This is a genomic window from Streptomyces sp. SN-593 (assembly GCF_016756395.1).
Lineage (GTDB): Bacteria > Actinomycetota > Actinomycetes > Streptomycetales > Streptomycetaceae > Actinacidiphila > Actinacidiphila reveromycinica.
Map to the genome: position 1 here is coordinate 5,819,343 of NZ_AP018365.1, position 22,066 is coordinate 5,841,408.

The window sequence follows — 22,066 nt, forward strand, 5'->3', positions numbered from 1 at the left end:
GACCTCGGCCGGGGCGGCCCGCGCAGGGCCCGCCGGTCGGCGGGTCAGACCGTGCGGACGGTCGTGCCGCACTCCTGGAGCGCGGCGACCTCCTCGGCGGGGGCGTCCACGTCCGTGACCAGGGTGTGGAGCCGGGCCGCGGGGCCGACGTGCGCGAACGCGGTGTGCCCGAGCTTGCCGCCGTCGGTCACCAGGACGGCGCGGCGGGCGGCGGCGATGGCGGCCCGCTTCACCGCCGCGTCGTCGAGGTCGTAGGCGGTCAGGCCGTCCGCCGCGCTGAGGCCGCAGCAGCCGATGACGGCCGTGTCGAAGCGCAGGGCGGCGAGCGAGGCGAGGGTGAGCGGGCCGGTCAGGGCCCCCTCGGCGGCGCGGGGCTGCCCGCCGGGCACGACCAGGGTGGCCGGTCCGGGCTGCTCGCCGAACAGGTGGATCGCCTGGAGCGACAACGGCATGACGGTGACCGGGCGTTCGCGCAACAGGCGGGCGACCTCCAGGCAGGTGGTGCCGCTGTCGAGGACGACGGTCTCGCCGTCGGCGATGAGGGCGGACGCCTCGGCGGCGATCCGGCGCTTGGCGTCGACCGCGTCGCGCACCCGCAGCGCGAACGGCGGCTCCTCGCCGCGCAGCAGCAGGGTGCGGGCCCCGCCGCGGACGCGTTCGAGCACCCCCTGTCCGGCGAGGGCGTCGAGGTCCCGCCGGATGGTCATCTCGGAGGCCCCGGTCAACCGGGCCAACTCCTGGACCGTGGCCGAGCCGGCCTCCCCGACGGCGCGTGCGATCACCCGGTGACGGTCCGCGTTGCTCATACCGCGATTGAACACCACGGCGGAACGCACACGCAAACTGTTCGCAGAACCCCTATTCGCACACAGGAAATGGTCGTTATGGTGTGCGCATGGAACGCTCCCTCCGGTCCGCCCGCACGGCGACCTTCGTGTACTTCGTGCTGTGCGGCACCCTCATGGGCACCTGGGTGGTGCACATCCCCGCCATCGAGCACCGGGCGGGCATCAGCCACGCGACGCTCGGCGGCCTGCTGGTCCTGCTCGGCCTCGGCGCCTTCGCCGGGATGCAGGTGGCCGGCCGCCTGTCGGACCGGGTCGGCGCGCGCGTCGTCGTCCCCGTCTCCGCCGCCCTGTGCGCCGCGACCCTGGTGCTGCCGGGGCTGCCGCGCGATCCGTGGACGCTGGCCGGGGCGCTGCTGGTCTTCGGTTTCTTCGACGGCTGCCTCGACGTGAGCATGAACGCGCACGCCGTGCACGTGGAGAGGGCGTACGGCCGACCGGTGATGTCGGCCTTCCACGCCACCTTCTCCGTCGGCGGCGTGATCGCCTCGCTGATCGCCGCGGCCGCCGCCGGCGCCGGCGTGAGCCCGCCGGCCACGATGGGAGTGTCCGGAGCGGTCGGGGTGGTCGTCGCCGTCGCGGCGGCGCGCGGGCTGCTCCCGGCCGAGCCCGTCCCCGCCGCCGGAGCCGTCGCCGTACCCGCAGCCGTACCCGCTCCCGGAGCCGTGGCCGTTCCCGCCCCAGCAGCCGGAGCCGTGGCCGTACCCGCTCCTGGTGCGGTGACCGGGGCGGAGACCGGGGCGGCGCGCGGGGCGGTGGCCCTGCGGCGGCGTCGGGCACCCGGCCGGATCTGGGTCCTCGCGGTGCTGGCCGCGATGGTCATGCTCGCCGAGGGCGCCGCCAACGACTGGAGCGCCCTGCACCTGAAGGACGTGCTCGGCGCCTCCTCCGACGTCGCCGCCTTCGGCTACGGCACCTACGCCGCCGCCATGACCGCGGGGCGGCTCCTCGCCGACCGCACGGCCGGCCGGTTCGGGGCCGTGGCCGTCCTGCGCCACGGCGCGGCCGCCGCCGCTGCCGGGATCACCGTCGTGGCCCTCGCCCCCTGGCTGTGGGCGGCGTTCGTGGGCTGGGCGCTGTTCGGACTGGGGCTGTCCGGCTGCGTCCCCCAGCTCTTCAGCGCGGCCGGGCGCGCGGACCCCTCCGCCGCGGGCACCAACGTCTCCCGCGTCTCCGGGATCGGCTACCTCGGGATGCTCTCCGGCCCGGCTGTCATCGGCTGGCTGACCCACGTCATGGCGCTCAACCACGCGTTCCTGCTGCTGACCGTGTTGTGTGCGACGGCGGCGCTGGCCTCGGGCGTGCTGCGCGCCGGTGCCGAATCCGACGGCAGCCGCGAGGTCGCGCGCGGCGACGCCCCACGACCGCCTGTGCGGCACGACTCCTGACGGCCGTGCCGCACAGGTTCCCGTCGTCGGGTTCCGGGGGCTCGGGACCGGCGCGCTCCGGGAAGCGCCGACCGGTACCGACCGGTGCCGCCCCCGGCGACGCCCGGCCGACCTCCCCGGCAACGCCCGCCCGGCGCCCGGCGCCACCCGGCCGGCGGGCAGGGCGCGCCTGTCGGCCAGGGACACGAGCACGCGCACGCGCCGCGGATCGGGGAAGGCCGAGGCGAGCCGGGCGGTGTCCGGCTCGCCTCGCCGCGCTGTGCCTCATCGCCTCACGACGGCTCGGCGCCGGGCACGCCTGACCCGCCGCGGCAGCCCGCCGCCCCCGGATGGCACGCGCAGCCCGCCGACCGTGGCCAGACGCCGCGGTCCAGCAGGTCGATGACGAGCGCGGCGATGTTCCACGCGTCGTCCTCGCCGCGGTGGTGGCGTCCTTCGAGCGGCAGCCCGGCGATCCGGAGGGCCTGGGCCATGCCGGGTTTCCGGCGCAGCCCGTGGGCCGCGGTGAACACGGCCTTGGCGTTGGTGTGGGTGCGTCCGGTCGGGTAGCCGAACGGGTACGCCACCGCGTCGGCCCGGCTCTGCCGGGCGAACTGGCGGAGGTCGTACGCGCCCCAACTCGCCCACGGGCGAGCCCCGGCGTCGTACGTGTCGACGAGCAGCCCGCACGCCTCGGCGAAGCCGACGCCGCGCGCCACCTCGGCCTGCGTCAGCCCGGTCAGTGCGGTGCAGAAGGCGCTCACCGCCGACCTGGCCGGGCGGACCAGGACGCGGTGGCGGGACACGCGGCGGCGCGCCTCCATGTCGACGACGGTGAGCCCGATCTCGATGATCTCGGGCACCGACCCGGGCGGCGGCTGCCCCTCCCAGCAGGTGGCCTCCACGTCGATGACGTTCAGCAGGGCGGGTTCGGCGGTCATGGCGCCGAGGCTACGGACGCGGGTCCGTGGCCGGCATCCCGTTTTCCACGGCTCCCGCGGAGAAGCGGCGGCCCGGGAGAAGCGGCTCTCCGGGAGAAGCGGCGGCCCGCGTCCCGGCCGGGCCCCGTTCTCCGCGGACGGCCCGGCCGCTTCCGACCCGCACCCGGCGGCCTGGCCGGGCGGGTTCGGCCGTTCTCACCCGCGGATCAACGACATCAGCGCGTCGTGCGTCCCGCGGTCGGCGGCGGCCACGATGCCGCGGCCCGCCGCCCCGAGCGGGGCGCCGTCGACGCCCGTGACCACGCAGCCGGCCGCCCGGCACAGCGCGAGGCCCGCGGCGAAATGGACGCTCCCCGAGAAGTCGCCGCCGTCGGTGACGTACGCGGCGCGCCTGCCCGCGGCGACCCACGCCAGCGCCAGGGTCGTGGACCCCACCCGCGGGCGGAACCGCTCCGCGAACCCCGGGTGGGCCAGCAGGTCCACCGCCCGGAAGCCGGGGGCGCCCGGGAACGGCGGGTCCAGGTTGACGTCCACCAGGCGGCTGTCCGACGCGGGCGCCAGCGGGACGTCGTCCGCCCCGGCGCGCCGCGCCCAGGCCCGCTCCCCGTCGGTGAGGAAGACCTCGTCGCCGAACGGGTCGGCCACCGCCGCCGGTCCACCGCTCAGCGCCACGTTGACGGCCACCAGCATGGTGCCGACCGCGTAGTTCACGGTGCCGCACAGGGGGTCCACCAGCCACCGGCGCTCCGCGTCGGCCGCTCCCCGCTGACCGCCCTCCTCGCCGAGCACCGCGTCACCGGGCCGCGCGGCGCGGATGACGTCGAGGATCCGCTCCTCGGCCGCCACGTCGGCGGCGGTCGCGAAGTCCCCGGCCCCCTTGTCGATCCGGGCGAGGCGCCGACCGTACAGGGCGCGGACGACCTCCGCGCCGGCCCGTGCCGCTGCCACGGCCACCTCGGTGTCGGAACGGCCGGTGTCGGAGCTGCCGGTGTCGGCGGGCCGGGCGGAACCGCCCTCATCGGCGGGGGAGTTCACCACGCCGGCCAGCGTACCGAGGCGGCGGTCCCGCGGTGGGTCGCCGCAGGAGCCGCCGCACCCGGCCGTGGTGGTCCGCCGCCCCGGTCCGCCGCCCTGGTCCGTCGCAACGGTCAGTCGCAGCGGCTGCACAGCGGGCCGTGCCGCGCGGCCGGGAGGGACCTGCCCACACCCGGCTCGGGCGCCCAACGGCCGCGGGCGGAGCGGTGGCGCGGGGGACCGTACGGCGACTGCCAGGCGGGGCGGTCGGCCCGGAACGCGCCGCGCGGCAGGCGGAACGCACCGGTCGCCCGGAGGCGGACGGCGGCGAACCGGTGGCGGTGGAGGAGGACGATCGAGGGGCAGGCGGGCACGAAGGCCCAGGTTCCGGACATGGGGATACACCGTTTCCGTGGGGAGACCGCAGCGGGAAGGAGCGCGGCGCACGGGGTGCGGCGCGCGACGGACCGGCGCTCGGGGGCGCCTACTCGGAGTCCAACGGATCGTCCTCGGGACCGGGTGAAGTGCGGGCGGCAGCACCGTAACGGCGCCCGGCACCGGGGCTCCACCGGTTTTCGGCGCGTACCGCCGGCGCGCGAGCGGCCCCGGGCCTCCGCCGGGAACAGGACACCGCCGCGGAACGGGCTTCCGTCGCGCGCGGGCTCCGCCGCGGAACGGTGCGCGGGGTGTGCGGTACGGGTCAGAGGGTGATGACGCGGCGGCCGCGGGTGTGGCCGGCCCGGCTGTCGGCGTGGGCGGCGGCCGCCTCGGTGAGCGGGTAGGACCTCGTGACGGGGATGTGCAGCCTGCCCCGCGCGATGAGGTCGGCGGCCTCGGCGAGGGCGTCCGGCACGCTGCCGGCCACGCCGGAGAAGCGGACGCCGTGCCGCGGCGCTTCGAGGTCCGCGATCGTGACCACCCGCCGCGGGTCGCCGACCAGGTCCACGAGGTCCGCGACCACGCCCGCGCCGGCCAGGTCGAGGGCCGCGTCCACCGGGCGGCCCAGCCGCCGGACCCGCTCGGCCCAGCCCTCGCCGTAGGTGGTGGCGTCGGCGCCCAGGCCGCGCAGGTAGTCCTGGTTCGCCGCCCCGGCGGTGCCGATCACCGCGACGCCGCGGTCGCGGGCGATCTGGAGGACGGCCGAGCCGACCCCGCCCGCCGCACCGCTGACCAGCAGCGTCTGTCCGGGCCGCACGCCCACCTCGCGCAGCACGCGCAGCGCGGTCTCCACGACCGACGGATAGCCGGCCGCCTCCTCGAACGTCAGCCCCTCGGGCATCCGGGCCCACGCGGACAGCACGGCGAACTCGGCGTAGGTGTCGGTCCCTTCGCCGAACACCCGGTCGCCCGGCCCGACGCCCACGACGCCCGGGCCGACCTCGTCCACCACGCCGGCGGCGTCCAGCCCGACCCCGGCGGGCAGCTCGACCGGATGGGCGCCCAACTTCTGGCCCTCGCGTATCCGCCAGTCGACGGGGTTCACGCCCGCCGCGCGCACGGCGACGCGCACCTGACCGGGGCCCGCGTGCGGTTCTTCGGCGTCCACGATCCGCAGGACGTCGGGGCCGCCGAACTCGGAGTAGCTCACTTTCCTCATGCCGGCGACCGTAACACTAACGGTTAGCTTTAAAAAGCCGTTAGCTTTACGAAACGGATGTTCTTTCGGATCTGGTAGTGTCGGCTGGTGACCACACCGCCCGGGCGCCGCGAGCGCAAGAAGGCCGCGACCCGCCAGAAGATCGCGGACGCCGCCCTGCGGCTCTTCCTGGAGCGCGGATACGACGCGGTCGGCATCCGTGACGTGGCCGCCGAGGCCGATGTCGCCGTCACCACGCTCTTCTCCCACTTCGCCTCCAAGGAGGCCCTGGTCTTCGAGCAGGACAAGGAGTTCGAGCAGCGCCTCGCGCGGGCTGCCCTCGACCGGGCGCCCGGCGCACCGCTCATCCCCGCGCTGCGCCGCGAGGTCCACGCGATGGTGCGGCACTGCACGGCGGAGGGCGCCGCCCCGATCTGGCGGATGATCGAGGCGTCACCCGACTTGCGGGAGTACGAGGAGTCGATGCGGCTGCGCCACGCGGAGTCGCTGGCCGCGGCCGTCGCCGGGGACGCCGCGTCGGGGCGTACCGCGACGGCCTGCCGGGCGACCGCCAGGTTCGTGGTCGACGCCTACGCGGTGGCCCGCGGGGCCGACGACCCGCAGGCGGCGGTGGACGAGGTCTTCGTGATGATCGAGGCGGCCTGGGAGGCGGCCCGCCCGTAGCCTCGCGCGGGCGGGCCGGTCGGCCTGGGGGCGGGCCGGGGCACTCCGGCCGGTGTGCTCCGGCCGGTCCGGGAGGTCGGGCCGATCGGGGAGTTCGGGCCGATCGGGGAGTTCGGGCTGGTCGGCCGGGTGCCGGTCGGCGGGTGCCGGTCGGTCGGGTGGTGCGGGAGCCGCCTTCCGGGGGGCGTGGCGGGGGCGACCGCGTGTCGAGGGCGCGGGGGCGGTTTCCGGGGCGGGAGGCTGGGCGCCCCACGGCCGCAGCAGAGAGGGCGAGCATGTCCGAGGTCACCACTCCGTACCCGACCGGTACCCCGTGCTGGATCGAACTGATGGCGCAGGACCAGCAGGCCGCGCTGGACTTCTACCGCGACCTGCTCGGCTGGCAGGGCGAGGTCGGCGGGGAGGAGTTCGGCGGCTATGCGGTCTGCGAGTTGCAGGGGAAGCCGGTCGCCGGGATCGGCCGCGCGATGGCGCCCGAGGGCCAGCCGCTGCCGCCCACCGTCTGGACCGCCTACCTCGCCACGACCGACGCCCAGGCCACGCAGGACGCGATCGTCGGCGCCGGCGGCACCCTGATCGTCCCGGTGACGGACGTCGGGGACCTGGGGCGGATGCTGGTCGCCGCGGACCCGCAGGGCGTCGTCTTCGGCGTCTGGCAGCCCGGTGAGTTCTCCGGCGCCCGGATCGTCAACGAGGCCGGCGCGCTGATCTGGAACGACCTGCACACCACCGACGTGCTCGGCGCCACCGCCTTCTACGGCGAGGTGTTCGGCATCGAGATCAGGCCGATGGAGGGCGCGGAGGGCTACTGGGAACTGCGCGCCGGCGACCGTACGATCGGCGGCGCCACGCTGCTGGACAACGAGCCGCCCGGCACCCCCGCGCACTGGCTGTCCTACTTCGCGGTGGACGACGTCGACTCCACCGTGGACGCCCTCGTCCGCAGCGGCGGCAGCGTGCTGCTCCCGCCCTTCGACATGGTCGCGGGCCGCATGGCCGTCGTGGCCGACCCGCAGGGCGCGTCCTTCGCCCTGATCAAGCCGAAGCCGATGTAGCCGGGGCCGGCCGCCCCCGGACTCCGCCCGCTGCCAACTCCCTTTCCGGGGGAACCTGTTGCGCCTGACGGCCGCTGTCCTCCCGGCGGCGTCCCGGGGCCCGTGGGCGGGTGCCCCGGACCCCCTGAGCGAGCCAAAAGTAAAGTAAGGCTATCCTAATCGGCGTGAGGGCTGGGGAAACGGGAACCGGGAAGACGGCTGCTCGGCGCGGGCACGAGCTGGCGGCCGAGGGCGTGACCGTGGCGTACGACGGCGTCGACGTCGTGCACGCCGTCGCGCTCACGCTGCGGCCCGCCGAGGTCGCCGCGCTGGTCGGGCCGAACGGCAGCGGGAAGTCGACGCTGCTGCGCACGCTCGCGCGCCTCCAGCACCCGCGCTGCGGCTCGTTGACGCTCGACGGCGGCACCGAGCACGCCACGGACGGCATCGCGCTGTCCGCGCGGGAGTTCGCCCGCCGGATCGCGCTGCTGACCCAGGGCCGGCCCACGCCCAGCGGCCTGACGGTGCGCGACGTGGTCGAGTTCGGCCGGTACCCCTACCGGGGCCGGTGGGGCCGGCCGGACCCCGGCGGCGCCGCGGCGGTCGACCGGGCGCTCGGCCTGACCGGTCTGGAGGACCTGGCCGGCCGCGGCGTGGACCACCTCTCCGGCGGCCAGCTCCAGCGGGTCTGGCTGGCCGGCTGCCTCGCCCAGGAGACCGGCGTGCTCCTGCTCGACGAGCCGACCACCTACCTCGACCTGCGCTACCAGGTCGAACTCCTCGACCTGGTCCGCGACCTGGCCGACGACCACGGCATCGCCGTCGGCGTCGTCCTGCACGACCTGGACCAGGCGGCGGCCGTCGCCGACCGGGTGGCCCTGCTCCACGACGGGCGCGTCGTCGCCGACGGCACCCCCGAGGAGGTGCTGACGCCCGAACGCCTCACCGAGGTCTACGGCATCCGCATCAACGTGGACACCGACCCCGCGACCGGCCGGCTGCGCACCCGCGCCGTCGGCCGCCACCACGCACGAAGCGAAAGGCACCACACCCCGTCATGAGACGTCTCCCCGCCGCCGCGGCCATATCCGCCGCCGTCGCCGCCGCCCTCGTGCTGGCCGGCTGCGGCACCACCGAGAAGTCCGACGACTCGGCGTCCACCGGCTCGTCCGCGTCGGCCGGCGGCTCGGCGACGCCCGCCGGCCCGATCACGCTCACCGACGCCTCCGGCACCACGGTGCACCTCGACCACCCGGCCACCCGCGTCGTCGGCACCGAGTGGAACGTCGTGGAGGACCTGGTCGCGCTCGGCGTCGCCCCGGTCGGCGTCGCCGACGTCAAGGGCTACACGGAGTGGGACAAGGCCGCCCCGCTGACCAACTCGCCCAAGGACATCGGCACCCGCGGCGAGCCCAGCACCGACACCATCGCCGCCCTCACCCCCGACCTCGTGGTCGCCACCACCGACCTGTCGGCCTCCGTGGTGAAGCAGTTGCGCAAGGTCGCCACCGTGCTTGTGGTCAAGCCCGCAGACGCCGCCGACCAGATCGGCACCATGACCGACGGACTCGACCTCATCGCCAAGGCCACCGGCACCACGGCCAAGGCGAAGCAGGTCACCTCGGCCTTCCAGGCCAAGGTCGCCGACGGCCGCGCGAAGCTCCAGGCCGCGGGCCTGGCCGGCAAGAAGGTCGCCTTCGCCGACAGCTACGTGGTGTCCAACCAGGTCACCGTCCGCGGCTACACCAGCGGCTCGCTGATCGGCGCCGTCAACGAGGACCTGGGCCTGAAGAACGCCTGGACCCTCAAGGGCGACAAGGCATACGGCCTGGCCAGCACCGACGTCGAGGGGCTCACCGGCCTCGGCGACGTCCAGTTCGCCTACATCCAGAACGACACCGACGGCGACCCGTTCGCCACCAACCTCGCCAAGAACGCGGTCTGGAAGTCGCTGCCGTTCGTGAAGGCCGGCAACGTGCACCGGCTCCCGGACGGCGTGTGGATGTTCGGCGGTCCCGAGTCGATGGAGGCGTACATCGACGGCCTCGTCGGCGCCCTCACGAAGTAGCGCGCGTGGCCGTCACGAAGACACCCGCGTCCGCGTCGGCGACCGACTCCGCCTCCGCGCCCGCGCCCGCCCCCGCGCCCGCTGCCAGGTCCGGCCTGGCGGCGGCCGCGGCCGTGGCCGGGCTGCTGCTGGTGGTCGCGGTCCTCGCCGTCGTGGACATCACCCAGGGCACCGCCGCGGTCGGCGCGCACGAGGTGTGGAAGGCGCTCACCGGGCAGGCCGACCAGGCCGACTCCTCCGTGGTGATCGCCTCGCGGCTGCCGAGGATGGTCGCGGGCGTCCTCGTCGGTGTCGCCCTCGGCAGCGCGGGCGCCGCGTTGCAGTCGGTCAGCCGCAACGTGCTGGCCGCCCCGGACACCCTCGCGGTCAACGCCGGTTCGTACCTCGCGCTCGGCGTGCTGACCGTGACGGGCGCGTCGCTGCCGCTGCTCGCCTCCTCGGGCGTCGCCTTCGTCGGCGGACTGGCCGCGGCGGCGGTGGTGCTCGGGCTGTCCGGGCTCGGCGCCGGCACGGTCCGCCTCGTGCTGGCCGGCAGCGCCCTCGCGCTCGGGCTCGGCGCGGTCACCGACGCGCTGCTGCTGCTCTTCCCGCAGCGGACGAATGGCCTCTACCAGTGGAGCCAGGGCAGCATCAGCCAGAACGGGTTCGGCGGCGTCGACCAGATGGCGCCGGTGGTCGCGGCCGGCCTGCTCGGCCTGCTGCTGGTCGCCCGCCGCATCGACGCGCTCGCCCTCGGCGACGACGCGGCGCGGGGCGTCGGCGTCCCGGTGCGCGGCACCCGGATCGCCGTGGTGGTGCTGGCCGCGCTGCTGTCCGCGGCGTCGGTCACCCTCGCGGGCCCGATCGGCTTCGTCGGCCTGTGCGCGCCGGCGCTGGCCCGGCCGCTCGGCCGCCGGCTGCGCGCGCTCGTCCGGGCCCGGGCGGCCGTGCCGTTCGCCGGCCTGGTCGGCGCGGCGCTGGTCCTCGGCTCCGACGTGCTGCTGCGGGCGATGGTGGACAAGCAGGTGGCGCCGTCCGTGCCGACCGGCGTCGTCACCAGCATCGTGGGCGCGGTGTTCCTGGTCGTGATGGCGATGCGGGCCAAGGAGCCCGGGACCGCCGCCGAGTCCGACCGGATGCGTGTCCCGAGCCGCGCGGGGTTCGCGGTCTGCCTGGTGGTGCTCGCGGTGGTGCTGGTCGGCGTGGTGGTCGCGGGCGTGCTGCTCGGCGACACCAAGCTGCTGCTCGGCGACGTCGCCAACTGGGCGCTCGGGCGCGCCGGCCGGGGCGTCACCTTCGTGCTCGACACCCGGGTGCCGCGGGTGCTGGCCGCGCTGCTGGCCGGGGCGGCGCTCGCGCTGTCCGGCACGCTCGTGCAGGCCGTCACCCGCAACCCGCTCGCCGAGCCCGGCATCCTCGGGGTCTCCGGCGGCGGCGGGCTCGGCGCGGTGCTGCTGGTCACCTCGGTGCCGGCGGCCGGCGCGTGGAGCGTCGCGGGCGCGGCCTTCGGCGGAGCCGCGCTCGCGGCCCTGGTCGTCTTCGGGCTCGCCGCGCGCGGCGGCTTCCGGCAGAACCGGCTGGTCCTGGTCGGCGTCGGGGTGTCCGCCGCCACGACCGCGCTCATCAGCCTGGTGATCGTGCTCACCGACCCGTTCAACGCGACCAAGGCGCTGACCTGGCTGTCCGGTTCGACCTACGGGCGCACCGCCCCGGACCTGGTGCCGGTCGCGGTGGTGCTCGCCGCCGGCACCGTCTACGCGGTCGTCCGGCGCCGGGAGCTCGACCTCGTGGCCCTCGACGAGGACACGCCCCGGCTGCTCGGGCTGCGGCTCGCGCCCGCGCGGTTCGGGTTCCTCGCGGTGGGTGTCCTGCTCAGCGCGACCGCGACGGCCGCCGCGGGCACCATCGGCTTCGTCGGTCTCGTCGCGCCGCACGCGGCCCGCGCCCTGGTGGGCCGCCGCCACGTGCGGGTGATCCCGGTGGCGATGCTGCTCGGCGGCATCCTCGTCTGTGCGGCGGACCTGCTGGGCCGCACGGTGATCGCCCCCGCGCAGCTCGGCGCGGGCCTGATGACAGCGGTCGTCGGCACCCCCTACTTCGTCCGCCTCCTGATGCGCACCCGCAAGTAGCGGGCCTCGACGGGCGAAGGCGGGAGGGTCGGGCGGATCGTGGGGATGGGCGGGTGGCCGGCTGTTTATAACATCCGCGCCATATATCATCGACGTTATGGAGAGTGGGCGGTACACGGTCGAGATCGAGCCCGAGGTGCGCCGCTGGCTGGAGAACATACCCGCTCACCGGTACGTCACCGTCGAGCAGAAGGTCGACCGGCTGGCCGTGCACGCCACCACGCTCGGCGAGCCGTACAGCCGCCATCTCGGTGGCGGGCTCCGCGAACTGCGCTTCGACCTCGACGGCAGCGCCCTGCGTGTGACCTACTGGATCGCGCCGGGCCGTCGTGTCGTGCTGCTGACGGTGTTCCGGAAGACCAGGATGCGCGAGACGGCGGAGGCGGAGCGCGCCCGGTCCGCGCAGGCGGTCTGTGAGGCCGGCCATGAGCCGGCCGCCGAACACGCCGTCTACAGCCGTGACATCAAGGAGGAACCACGATGAACCACGCCGAGTGGAAGACACGCCGCCACCGCGAGCTGCTGGGTGAGGCGGCCGAGGAGAACCCCGAATACGACCGCCTCTACGAAGAGGCCGAACTCGCCCATGACCTGGGCCAGATGGTCTTTGACCGGCGTACCGCCCTCGGCCTGTCCCAGACCGAGCTCGCCGAGCGCTGCGGCATGAAGCAACCCCAGATCTCGCGTATCGAGGGCGGCGGCACCGTCCCCACCATCCTCCTGCTGCGACGCCTCGCCCGAGCCCTCGACGCCGATCTGACGATCAACCTCACCCCCCACGACAACGCCGCCTGACCGCGCCTCGGAGATCCGCGGGGGTGGGGGCGGGGTCAGTCGCCGGTGGTGCCGTCGGCGAGTTCGCGCAGGATGTCGATGTGGCCGTTGTGCCGCGAGGTCTCCTCGATGAGGTGCATGAGAATCCAGCCGAGGGTGACGTGCGTGCTGCCGTCCCGCACCGGGCGCTTGGCGACCGCCGACAGCTCGGTCGCGGCGATCAGTTCGCGGTAGCGCGCGCTCTGCTCCTCGTAGGCGGCGACGAGCTCCGCGATCGGGGTGCGGGCGCCGATCCGCATCTCCCGGTCCGGGTCCTCGTCGGTCCACGGCGCCTGCGTGTCCTCCTCGCCGAGGAAGACCACCTGCACCCACCAGTACTCGACCCACCGCAGGTGGCTCAGCAGCCCGCCCAGCGTCATCAGCGGCGACCCCGGCAGCGGCGCCGCCGCCCCGCCCTCCGCCGACACCCCGGTGCACTTGGCCACCGCCGTCGCCCGCGCGTAGTCCAGGAACGTCGTCAGCATCGTCCGCTCGTCGAAGGCGGGGGGCAGGTCCGTTCTCGTCATCCCGCCATCCAACCACCCCGCCCCGCCCCCGGTCGCGGCATATACCGCCGGGCCGCGCCCACCGCCACGCCGGGCTCAGCCCTCCGCCGGGGTCAGCCCTCCGCCCTCGCCAGCGCCACGTCCAGCACGACCAGCAGCGCGTCCCGCACCGACCCCCGCTCGCGCGCGTCGAACGCGATCACCGGCACGTGCGCCGCGACGTCCAGCGCCCAGCGCACCTCGTCCAGCGAGTGCTCCACCCGCCCGTCGAAGGCGTTCACCGCGACCGCGAACGGGATCTGGCGGTGCTCGAAGTAGTCCACCGCCGCGTAGCAGTCGTCGAGCCGGCGGGTGTCCACGATCACCAGACCGCCGAGCGCGCCCTGGACCAGGTCGTCCCACATGAAGCCGAACCGCTCCTGGCCCGGGGTGCCGAAGAGGTAGAGCTTCAGACCGGCGTCGATGGTGATGCAGCCGAAGTCCATCGCCACGGTGGTGGTGGTCTTGTACGGGGTGTGGCTGAGGTCGTCCACCCCCGCCGCGACCTCGGTGATGGCGGCCTCGGTGGTGAGCGGGCGGATCTCCGAGATCGAGCCCACCGCGGTCGTCTTGCCGACCCCGAACCCGCCCGCCACCACCATCTTCACCGGCAGCGGGGGCGCGCCGTGGCCGGGCGCCTCAGTCGGTGTCATGGAGCGTCCCCCGGGAATCGGGGATGGTGCGGAGACCATCGATAACCCTTCGCAATACGGAAACGTCGCGGCCGATGTCGGCCTTCGGAACGTACACCGACAGGTGGCCTCCGGCCGAAAGGTCCTCGGCCAGCACCCGGACCACGTTGAGGTGCAGGTGCAGCCGGGCTGCGATCTCGGCCACCGACTGGGGTCGGCGGCAGGACGCCACGATGTCGTGGCGCTCGAACGACAACAGGTTGAGCCGTTCCAACCCGGCGGCGGTGGCCACGAGTTGGGTCTCCACCGGCATCGGCGGCACGGCACCGGCACCGGTGCCGGCGTCCGCGCCGGCCACCCGGCCGGCCGTCACCAGGAACGGCCGTACGGCGGGGGCCCGGCCGACCGGTTCGTCACCGGCGCCCATGGGCCTGCACCTCCTCGTCGTGAGCCGCCGGCACGCCGACGGCGGTGGCCGGATCGCGCGGCCGCGTGTAGGTCGACCGCCCGCACGGCGGCGCCCCGCGCGTCGACCGCCCGCGCGGCGCCGTTCCGCACGGGGACAGCCCATACGGGAACGGCCGGTACGTCAACGGCGCGTCGGCAGACCGACCGAGTTCTTCAGCTCCAGGACCAGTTCGGGGTTGAGCGCGGCCCCGGCGCGGTTGGCGAAGACCGTCATCTCGTAGGCGATGTTCCCGAGCTTGGCCTCCTTGGAGGTGACCACTCCCAGGACGGCACCGCTGCCGATCGCCGAGACCAGGATGTGGCCGTGCGCGAGGTCGATGATCACCTTGTTCAGCGGACCGAGACCGTAGCTGCCCGCGGCGCCCGCGGCCAGGCTGGTCATGCCCGAGACGATCGCCGCCAGCCGCTCGGAGTCCGCCGCGTCGCGGAGTTGCGACACCGCGATCAGCAGGCCGTCGGAGGAGACCGCGATGGCGTCCACCACCCCGGCGGTCTCCGTGGCGAAACGGTTCAGCAGCCAGGTGAAATCGGCTGCGGCGGCCCGCAGATCGTCGGGACGTCCACCTGTCGGCGTTGTCACTCTTCGGCTCCTTCCGGGAACCCCGTGGTCGGTGTGGTGCCGCGGCTGTGGCCGGTGTCGGCCGCCGCGGTGTCGCGATGCGCCCGCTCGACCGCCGCCTCGAACTCGTCCAGCTCGAAGCGGACTTGCTCGGCGTCGGCGACGGGGCGTTGGGGGGCTGCGGGAGAGGCTGCTGCGGAGCCGGGTCCGTTCGGGGCGGCCGCCGCGGCCGCCCCGAGCGTGGCGGCGAGGGTGGCGCCCTTCACGCGGCGCCGCAGGGGGCGCGGTGCCGCGCCCCGGTCGAGGGGCCCGGAGGGGGCGGCCGGCGGGCGGGGCGTGCTGGGCGCGGCGGCGGCGCGGGGCGTGCCGGGCGCACCGCCCGTGCCCTGCGCGCCGTGCGGCGGCAGCGCGCCGGTGACCGCGGGCGGGAGGGGCGCCGCGGCCGGCAGGGGCTGCGCCTGGCCGCCGGGGCCGGTGGGGGCGCCGTTCGTCCCGGGACGCGGTGCGCCGGGGGCGGTGGGGCGTCCCTGGGGGCGGTTCGCGCCCGCGGGACCGCCCGGGCGGCCGGGGTTGTCGGCGCCCGGCCGGAAGGGGCCGTTCGCCCCCGCGGGGGAGCCGCCGGGGGCGGTGGGGGCGCCGTTCGTCCCGGGGGTGCGCGATGTGCCCGGGGCGGTAGGGGCGGTGGGAGCCGTGGGGGCGCCCGCCACCCCGTCGACGCCGTGGCCGTACCCGTGGCCGGGTGCCGCCCCGCCCGGCTGCTGGACGCGGGCGGGCGGCACGGCGGCCGAGCTGATCGCCGCGTTGCGCTGCGGCACCCTGCGGGGGAGCGGCGGTGCGGGGGTCTCCTCGCGGGGCGGTGCCGCGTGCCGGGGCCGGCTCCTGCGCGCCTCGGGGCGCGTCTGCGGGCGCGGGTCGGCAGAGCCGCGGCCTGCGTCCGGCTCGGGCCCGCGGGCCGCGTGGCGCGGCACCCGCCCGACCCGGTCGCTGCGCTCGGCCAGGTCGCCGCGCTCCAGCTCCGCGGCGCGGCTCTCGTAGGACAGGTCCTGGTACGCGCCGTCCTGGTAGGGGCCGTCCTGGTAGGGGCCGCCGGCGTACGCGCCGTCCTGCGGCCGGTTCTCGTCGTACCGCCGGCCGTCGTACGACCCGTCGCCGTAGGCGCCGTCCCCGCGCCGGCCCTGGTCGTACCGGTCGCCGTACGAGCCGTTCCGGCGGGTCTCCTCGTAGTACGGGGCGACCTCGCGCGGGCTGTTGTCGTAGGGGGCGACTTCGTACGACCGGCCGCCCTGCGGCTCGGGGCGCGGTCCGCCCGGGCGCTCGAATCCGGCTCCGGCAGAAGCTCCGAAGGAAGCTCCGGCAGCGGCTCCCGCCGAAGCGTCGAAGCCGGCTCCGGTGGGCGCCTCTGCCTCGCCGCCGGATCGTTTCCTCGGGTCCGCGTACGGGCTCGCCGACAGCAGTTGCGCCGCCGGGATCGACACCTGCGCGGTGACGCCGCCGCCCTGCGTGCGGGTCAGCGTCACCCGCACGCCCCAGCGCCGGGCCAGGCTGCCGACCACGAACAGGCCGAGCACCTTCGTGGGCACCAGGTCCAGGCGCTCGCGGCGCACCAGCCGGGCGTTCTCCTCGGCGAGCCGGGTCGCGCTCATCCCCAGGCCGTGGTCGGTGATCTCGACCAGCGCGCCGTCCGCCCGGGCGCCCACGGCCACCTCGACCGGGCTGCGGGCGGGCGAGAACGCCACCGCGTTCTCCAGGAGTTCGGCGAGCATCAAGGTCAGGTCGGCGATGATGTCCGGCGCGACGGTGACCTCGGTCTCCGCGTCGAGCACCACCCGTTCGTAGCCCTCGATCTGGCCGAGCGCGGCGCGCACCACGTTGGTGAGCGGGGTGGGCTCGGTCTCCGATCCGGACTCGCGGATGTCGGCGAGCAGCATCAGGCTGTCGGCGTTGCGCTGGAGGCGGACCGCGAGGTGGTCGATGCGGTAGAGCCGGTCGAGCAGCGCGGGGTCGGTCTCGCCGCGCTCGATGGCGTCGATCAGCGAGAGTTGACGGGCCGTCAGGTTGCTGACCCGGCGGCCGACGTTGCCGAACATCTCGGCGGTGTTGCGGCGGCTGAGCACCTGCCGCTCCAGCAGCGCGGCCGCGGTGGTCTGCACCCGGTTGAACGCCGCGGCCAGGTCGCCGATCTCGTCGCGCGCGGTCACCGGCATCTCGCGCAGCCGCGGCGGGCCGGCGTCCGCGGCGTCGTCGTCGGCGACCCGGGCCAGCTCGCGCCCGGCGACCTCGGCGACCTCGGCGGCCACCCCGGTCAGCGCCTGCACCGGCCGGACCACCGAGCGGCGGATCGCGACCGACAGCGCCAGCCACAGCGCGAACGCCACCAGCGCGCCGGCCAGCAGCCAGGCCGCCCGCCACCACGCGCTGGTCGAGGCGTTGTCGGCCCGCTGGGCGATCTGGCCGATCAGCGAGTTGGTGACGCGCAGCCGGCTCTCGGCCTGCTTCTGGTACTGCGGGTACGCCTGGAGCGCGGAGGTGAAGGCGGCCTTGATCGCGGCGGGGTTGGCCGCCACCAGGGTGCTCGGGTCCACCTGGAGGCCCGCGTACTGCTGCGAGATGGTGTTCCAGGCGGTGCCCTGCTCGATCCCGCCCAGCAGGGCGGTCTGCGGCGCGGTCGCGTACCGGCCGAAGCGGGCGGCCTCGGTGGTGTAGACCTGCTCGGCGCCGACCGCGCTGACGAACTCGATGAGCGCGTTCGCGTCACCGGTCTGCGCGGAGAAGACGCTGGTCTCGAAGGAGCTGTGCGACGCCTCGGCGCGCAGCAGCGAGTCGAGCAGGTTGCCGGTGCGGGTGGTGGAGAGGTTCGCGTCGGTGTCCAGGCCCAGGCCGTCGATCAGGTCGTCGATCGCGGAGGTGTAGGCCGGGTCGATGTTGTCGGCCGGCAGATAGCTCTGCTCCACGGTGCTGCGCAGGCTGCTGAGGCCGGCGATCTCCTTGAGCACCTGCTCCTCGGCGGCCGGCAGCCGCGACCCGAACGCGTCGCGGACCGCGGTGACCTGCCGGTCCACCGCGGTCTGGGCGGTGCGGTAGGCGGTCAGCGAGGGGCGCTCGCCGCTGGTGGCGGACTCGTAGCGCACCGACAGCAGCAGCGCCTGCTGGTGCTCGGACTCGACCCGGTCGACCAGGGTGGCGACCTGGCGGCTGTTGCGGACGAGCTGCGCGGCGGAGCCCGCGTCCCGGGCCTGTCCGACCAGTCCCGAGATCACGTATCCGAGCAGGAGGGCGATCACTACGAGCGGAACGCCGAGCAGGACGTCGAGCTTGCGGCGGAAGGGCCGGCGGTCGGCGAAGCGGGCGAGCGCGGATGTTCGGGGTGAGCGGCCGCTGTCGTGCGGGACATCCGGTACCGGATGCTCCTCTTCCGGTCCGTTCGCTCCGTTCGCGGACACGACGCGCCCTCCTCCGTGACTTTGACCACTTACGTCACTGTAGTCGCGCGGAAGTGGCCGAAAAACTCCCCGTGTCAGTCCGGGAATGGTCGCCAACTGCGGGGAGACTACCTCGTCTTGTCGTCGGGTAGCTGGCCGCCAGATCAAGATCCTGTTAAGCCCGTACCGTGCCGTGTCCGCAGAAAGCCGTCTTCTTCGCAGGTCAGGACCAGTTTTCCGGGCGCTCGGGGCCGGTGTCGCGCCCGTGCCGATGCCAATCGGTGACCAGGCATCACTTGACTGTGCCGGAAGCACCTGGATTGGATCGTCGGCAGGCATGTTTCGAACATCGTTGATCATCTTTCGAACACCGAGCCGGAAGCGAAAACCGTGACAACTCGTGAGAACAGCACCTTCTCCAGCCCGACTTACCGCCGAGTGGCCGCGGTGGCGGTCGTCGCTGCCGTGGCAGCGCCCCTGCTGGCGGGCTGTTCCTCCTCCTCGGACGACAGCGGCAGCGGGGACCCGCTGGCCGGGAAGAAGGCGTCCGGCGGTACCGTGGTCGTCGGCTCCAACAACTTCGCCGAGAGCACCGTGCTCGCCTACATCTACGGCGAGACCCTCAAGGCCAAGGGCATCAAGGTCAGCTACAAGCTCAACATCGGCACCCGCGAGACCACCTACGGGATGATGAAGAACGGCACGCTGACGGTGCTGCCGGAGTTCAACGGCGCCCTGCTGTCGTACCTCGACCCGAAGGCGGTCGCGAAGACCGCGGCCGAGACGGACGCCGCGATCACCGCGAAGCTGGACCCGAAGCTCGCCGTGCTGAGCGACTCCCCGGCGCAGGACAAGGACTCGGTGACGGTCAACGCCGCCACCGCGAAGAAGTACCACCTGACCGGCTCGTCCTCGATCGCCGACCTCGCCTCGATCAGCAAGGACATCGTGATCGGCGGCTCGCCGGAGTTCCAGACCCGCCAGCAGGGCCTGGTCGGCCTGAAGTCCGAGTACAACGTGGTGCCGAAGTCGTTCAAGGCGCTCGACGCCGGCGGCCCGCTCACCGAGTCGGCGCTGAAGAACGACAACGTCCAGGCCGCGGACATCTTCACCACGGACCCGACGATCACCGCCGAGAAGTTCGTCACGCTCCAGGACCCGAAGAACCTCTTCGGCTTCGGCAACGTGCTGCCGCTGACCTACAAGTCCGGACTCACGCAGACCGGCGTGGACGCGCTCAACAACGTGTCGGCGAAGCTCGACACCGCGAAGCTGCTGGACCTGGACACCCAGGTGCAGACCGACAAGAAGGACCCGCTGGCGGTCGCGCAGGCGTGGCTGAAGTCGATCGGCATCACGAGCTGAACCCCGGCCGCACCGCCCGGCCCGCGCGCGGGCCCGCGGCGGCCCCGGGGTGCCCCTACCACGGCACCCCGGGGGGCGGCGCACGGCGCGCCGGGGGCCCGGCGTACGCTTTCGAAGCGCACGGACGACTCCGCCGTGCCGCACGCACGTTCCATCCCCTGAGCACGGCCCCCGCCGGAGGCGACCATGGGAACAGCCCCTGAGTCGTCGTCGTACCGCGGCAACGAGCCCGTCCCCGCGCGGCAGCGCGCGGCGGCGCCCGGCGCGGTCCTCGACGGCTTCGGCCTCGACGCCGACGGTGTCGCCCTGCTCGCCGACGGTGTGGCCGAGCCCGCCGTCCCGCCCGAGGCGTACGCCCGGGCCGAGCGCTCCTGGCACACGGCGCGCGAACTCGCCGCCTCCGGCCGGATCTACGGCCGCGACACCGGTGTCGGCGCCAACCGGATGGTCTTCCTCAGCGACGAGGACAAGGACGAGCAGGACCTGCGGCTGCTGCGCAGCCACGCCGGCGGGGTCGGGGCGCTGCTGCCGGCCCGCGAGGTCCGCGCGATGCTCGCGGTCCGCGCCAACCAGGTGCTGGCCGGCGGCTCCGGACTGCAACCCGCCCTGGTGCGCGCGATGGTCGAGGCGCTGCGGCTGCACGTGCACCCGGCGGTCAACGAGTACGGGGCGGTGGGCACCGGCGACCTGACGGCGCTGGCCCAGACCGGGCTGACGCTCATCGGCGAACGGCCCTGGCTGGTCGACCCGGTGGGGCCGCTCGGGCCGGAGCTGGACCCGATCGGGGCGGGGGCGCGGGGCGCCGAGGTGCTGGGAGCCGACGCGGCGACGCCGCCGGGTGCCCTCCGCCCGGCGGGCGGGACCCGGGGCCGCGCGCCCGGCGACGGCATACCCGCGGACCATGTGCCCGCACAGGCGGAGCCGCCCGGCGTCGAGTCCTCCGCTCCCGAGTCGTCCGTTCCCGAGTCGTCCGCCGCCGAAGCGTCCGCCGCCGAGGCGTACGGCGTCGAGGCGTACGGAGTGGAGCCGGCCGGCGGGGATCGGGCCGGTGCGGGGACGGTGGGTGCGGGGCCCGGGGTGGGCGTGCGCGCCGATCCGTACCCCGACGAGGGCCCGCTCGCGCCGCTGCGTACCAGTGCGACCGCGACTGGCCCGGCGCCCGTCGCCCTCCAGCGCGGCGACGGGCTCGCCCTGATGAGCAGCAACGCCCTCGCGCTCGGCCAGGCGGCCCTGGTCTGCCACGACGTGGACGTGCTGCTGCGCGCCTCGCACGCCGTCGCCGCCCTCTCCCTGGCCGCGGTCGGCGGCTCCCTGGAGGCGTACGCCGCCCCGGTGCACGCGCTGCGCCCGTACGCCGGGACGCTGCACGCCGCCGCCGAGGTGCGCCGGCTGCTCGGCCAGCCCGAACGCCCGCAGGTGCCCGCCCGGCGCATCCAGGACCCGTACGGGTTCCGGGCGTTCCCGCAGGTGCACGGGCCGGCGCTGGAATCGGTGGGCGCGCTGCGCCGGGTGGTCGGCGTGGAGATCAACTGCCCGCCGGAGAACCCGCTGATCAGCGAGGACGGCGGGCCGGACGGCGGTCCCGCGGTCTACCACCACGGCGGGTTCTTCGCGGCGCCGCTGGGGCTGTCGCTGGACCAACTGGCGCTGGCCGTGCTCCAGACCGCGCGGCTGTCCGCCGCGCGCCTCGGGCACCTCGGCGACCCCGACATCACCGGACTGCGGCCCTTCCTCGCCGACGGGCCGGCGGCCAGCTCGGGGATCATGATCCTGGAGTACAGCGCGAACTCGGCGCTCGCGGAGCTGCGGGCCGCCGCTTCTGCACCCGCCTCGGCCGGGCACGCCGTCATCTCCCGCGGTCTGGAGGAGGCGGCGAGCTTCGCCTCGCAGGCCGCGCGGCAGGCGCTGCGCGCGGCGGGGGCCTACCGCCTGGTGCTCGCGTGCGAACTCGTGGCGGCCGTACGGGCGTTGCGCGCCCAGCCGACGGCGCTGCTGGCGGCGGACGCCCCGGTGCGCGCGGTCCTGGCCTCGCCCGCCCTCCCGGCCGGCCCGGGCGACCGCCCGCTCACCGCCGACGTGACCGCCGCCACCCTCCTCCTCCCCGCCCTCGCCGCGCTCTGAGGGTGCGCGGCGCGCCGGCTCGCCCCGCCCCGACGGCGCCCGCACGGGTGGTGCCCGCATGGGACGGCGCCAGCATGGGTGATGCCGGCATGGGACGGCGCCCGCACGGACGGCACCGGCCGCACTCGGTGCGGCGACGCACGCCGTCTCCGCGCCCCGTGGGGCGACGCGCTGTGGAACGGGTCGGAAACGCGATCTATGGTAGGAGCCGACCATGTTTTCGTCGTAAAGGCCGACCCGGGGGGGATGGCACGCATGGCATCAGAAGGCGTCCAGGAACTGACGGACAGGGCCGGCCGGTTGCGCGGGCTCGCCGACGAGATCGAGGCGCTGCCGGACGCGGCCCACACCTACGCCACCCGCACCATGAAGGACTGGGCCGGCCCGAACGCCGACGACACCCGCGGCGAGCTGAACACGTGGCGGACCAGGTGTCGTACGGTCGCCGCCGCGCTGCGGACCGAGGCCGGCGTCTGCGAGAAGAACGCGAACAAGCTCACGTAGCCG

21 protein-coding genes are annotated in these 22,066 nt (G+C 75.1%); 11 read left to right on the forward strand and 10 right to left on the reverse strand.

Annotated features, from left to right (window positions below; all coding sequences use genetic code 11):
• Window positions 1–44: 44 nt before the first annotated feature.
• Window positions 45–806 carry a DeoR/GlpR family DNA-binding transcription regulator gene (locus tag RVR_RS24865; protein WP_202236144.1) on the reverse strand — a complete coding sequence of 254 codons (762 nt, stop codon included), beginning with the start codon at window positions 804–806 and terminating at the stop codon, window positions 45–47.
• 89 nt (window positions 807–895) lie between these two features.
• Here RVR_RS24865 and RVR_RS24870 point away from each other — a divergent pair, with 89 nt between their 5' ends.
• Complete coding sequence (locus RVR_RS24870) at window positions 896–2,233, forward strand: MFS transporter (RefSeq protein WP_202236145.1); 1,338 nt, start codon at window positions 896–898, stop codon at window positions 2,231–2,233.
• A gap of 272 nt (window positions 2,234–2,505) precedes the next feature.
• On the opposite strand, the gene RVR_RS24875 is transcribed toward RVR_RS24870, so the two are convergent.
• The 4 genes from RVR_RS24875 to RVR_RS24890 all read right to left on the reverse strand — a co-directional run bounded on the left by RVR_RS24875 (window position 2,506) and on the right by RVR_RS24890 (window position 5,764).
• On the reverse strand, window positions 2,506–3,153 hold the full coding sequence (locus RVR_RS24875; protein ID WP_202236146.1) for a 3'-5' exonuclease: 648 nt from the start codon (window positions 3,151–3,153) through the stop codon (window positions 2,506–2,508).
• A 195-nt stretch (window positions 3,154–3,348) separates the two neighbouring features.
• Window positions 3,349–4,107 carry an inositol monophosphatase family protein gene (locus tag RVR_RS24880; protein ID WP_237405401.1) on the reverse strand — a complete coding sequence of 253 codons (759 nt, stop codon included), beginning with the start codon at window positions 4,105–4,107 and terminating at the stop codon, window positions 3,349–3,351.
• 194 nt (window positions 4,108–4,301) lie between these two features.
• Window positions 4,302–4,562, reverse strand: a complete 261-nt coding sequence (locus RVR_RS24885) for a hypothetical protein (protein ID WP_202236147.1) — start codon at window positions 4,560–4,562, stop codon at window positions 4,302–4,304.
• 305 nt (window positions 4,563–4,867) lie between these two features.
• Window positions 4,868–5,764, reverse strand: a complete 897-nt coding sequence (locus RVR_RS24890; RefSeq protein WP_202236148.1) for an NADP-dependent oxidoreductase — start codon at window positions 5,762–5,764, stop codon at window positions 4,868–4,870.
• Window positions 5,765–5,851: 87 nt separating this feature from the next.
• Here RVR_RS24890 and RVR_RS24895 point away from each other — a divergent pair, with 87 nt between their 5' ends.
• The 7 genes from RVR_RS24895 to RVR_RS24925 all read left to right on the forward strand — a co-directional run bounded on the left by RVR_RS24895 (window position 5,852) and on the right by RVR_RS24925 (window position 12,432).
• A complete protein-coding gene (locus RVR_RS24895; RefSeq protein ID WP_202236149.1) occupies window positions 5,852–6,427 on the forward strand; it encodes a TetR/AcrR family transcriptional regulator in 576 nt (191 codons plus the stop codon).
• A 275-nt stretch (window positions 6,428–6,702) separates the two neighbouring features.
• A complete protein-coding gene (locus tag RVR_RS24900) occupies window positions 6,703–7,482 on the forward strand; it encodes a VOC family protein (RefSeq protein ID WP_202236150.1) in 780 nt (259 codons plus the stop codon).
• A 164-nt stretch (window positions 7,483–7,646) separates the two neighbouring features.
• Window positions 7,647–8,522 (forward strand): ABC transporter ATP-binding protein, encoded by an 876-nt coding sequence (locus RVR_RS24905; protein ID WP_202236151.1) that lies wholly within the window; start codon window positions 7,647–7,649, stop codon window positions 8,520–8,522.
• The gene (locus RVR_RS24910; RefSeq protein WP_202236152.1) at window positions 8,519–9,529 is read left to right on the forward strand and encodes an iron-siderophore ABC transporter substrate-binding protein; all 1,011 of its coding nucleotides are present in this window, start codon (window positions 8,519–8,521) and stop codon (window positions 9,527–9,529) included. The genes RVR_RS24905 and RVR_RS24910 overlap by 4 nt, the downstream gene beginning before the upstream one ends.
• A 5-nt stretch (window positions 9,530–9,534) precedes the next feature.
• Window positions 9,535–11,637 carry an iron ABC transporter permease gene (locus RVR_RS24915; protein WP_202236153.1) on the forward strand — a complete coding sequence of 701 codons (2,103 nt, stop codon included), beginning with the start codon at window positions 9,535–9,537 and terminating at the stop codon, window positions 11,635–11,637.
• A 97-nt stretch (window positions 11,638–11,734) separates the two neighbouring features.
• Window positions 11,735–12,121: a type II toxin-antitoxin system RelE/ParE family toxin gene (locus RVR_RS24920; protein WP_202236154.1), complete on the forward strand. Its 387-nt coding sequence runs from the start codon at window positions 11,735–11,737 to the stop codon at window positions 12,119–12,121.
• Window positions 12,118–12,432, forward strand: a complete 315-nt coding sequence (locus tag RVR_RS24925; protein ID WP_202236155.1) for a helix-turn-helix domain-containing protein — start codon at window positions 12,118–12,120, stop codon at window positions 12,430–12,432. Before RVR_RS24920 ends, RVR_RS24925 begins: the two co-directional genes overlap by 4 nt.
• Window positions 12,433–12,467: 35 nt before the next feature.
• Here RVR_RS24925 and RVR_RS24930 read toward each other — a convergent pair whose 3' ends face one another.
• From RVR_RS24930 to RVR_RS24955, 5 genes are all read right to left on the reverse strand, one after another.
• A complete protein-coding gene (locus tag RVR_RS24930) occupies window positions 12,468–12,977 on the reverse strand; it encodes a DinB family protein (protein WP_202236156.1) in 510 nt (169 codons plus the stop codon).
• Between the two features lie 92 nt (window positions 12,978–13,069).
• Window positions 13,070–13,648, reverse strand: a complete 579-nt coding sequence (locus tag RVR_RS24935) for a GTP-binding protein (RefSeq protein WP_202236157.1) — start codon at window positions 13,646–13,648, stop codon at window positions 13,070–13,072.
• On the reverse strand, window positions 13,635–14,054 hold the full coding sequence (locus RVR_RS24940; protein ID WP_202236158.1) for a DUF742 domain-containing protein: 420 nt from the start codon (window positions 14,052–14,054) through the stop codon (window positions 13,635–13,637). Before RVR_RS24940 ends, RVR_RS24935 begins: the two co-directional genes overlap by 14 nt.
• Before the next feature lie 162 nt (window positions 14,055–14,216).
• Entirely contained in the window at window positions 14,217–14,675 is a 459-nt protein-coding gene (locus tag RVR_RS24945; protein ID WP_202236159.1) for a roadblock/LC7 domain-containing protein, read from the reverse strand.
• Window positions 14,672–18,094: a HAMP domain-containing sensor histidine kinase gene (locus tag RVR_RS24955; RefSeq protein WP_430393175.1), complete on the reverse strand. Its 3,423-nt coding sequence runs from the start codon at window positions 18,092–18,094 to the stop codon at window positions 14,672–14,674. Before RVR_RS24955 ends, RVR_RS24945 begins: the two co-directional genes overlap by 4 nt.
• A 369-nt stretch (window positions 18,095–18,463) precedes the next feature.
• On the opposite strand from RVR_RS24955, the gene RVR_RS24960 reads away from it, so the two are divergent.
• From RVR_RS24960 to RVR_RS24970, 3 genes are all read left to right on the forward strand, one after another.
• Entirely contained in the window at window positions 18,464–19,438 is a 975-nt protein-coding gene (locus RVR_RS24960) for an ABC transporter substrate-binding protein (RefSeq protein WP_202236160.1), read from the forward strand.
• Between the two features lie 186 nt (window positions 19,439–19,624).
• Complete coding sequence (locus tag RVR_RS24965) at window positions 19,625–21,559, forward strand: aromatic amino acid lyase (protein ID WP_202236161.1); 1,935 nt, start codon at window positions 19,625–19,627, stop codon at window positions 21,557–21,559.
• A 255-nt stretch (window positions 21,560–21,814) separates the two neighbouring features.
• The gene (locus tag RVR_RS24970) at window positions 21,815–22,063 is read left to right on the forward strand and encodes a hypothetical protein (protein WP_202236162.1); all 249 of its coding nucleotides are present in this window, start codon (window positions 21,815–21,817) and stop codon (window positions 22,061–22,063) included.
• The last annotated feature ends 3 nt before the right edge of the window (window positions 22,064–22,066 follow it).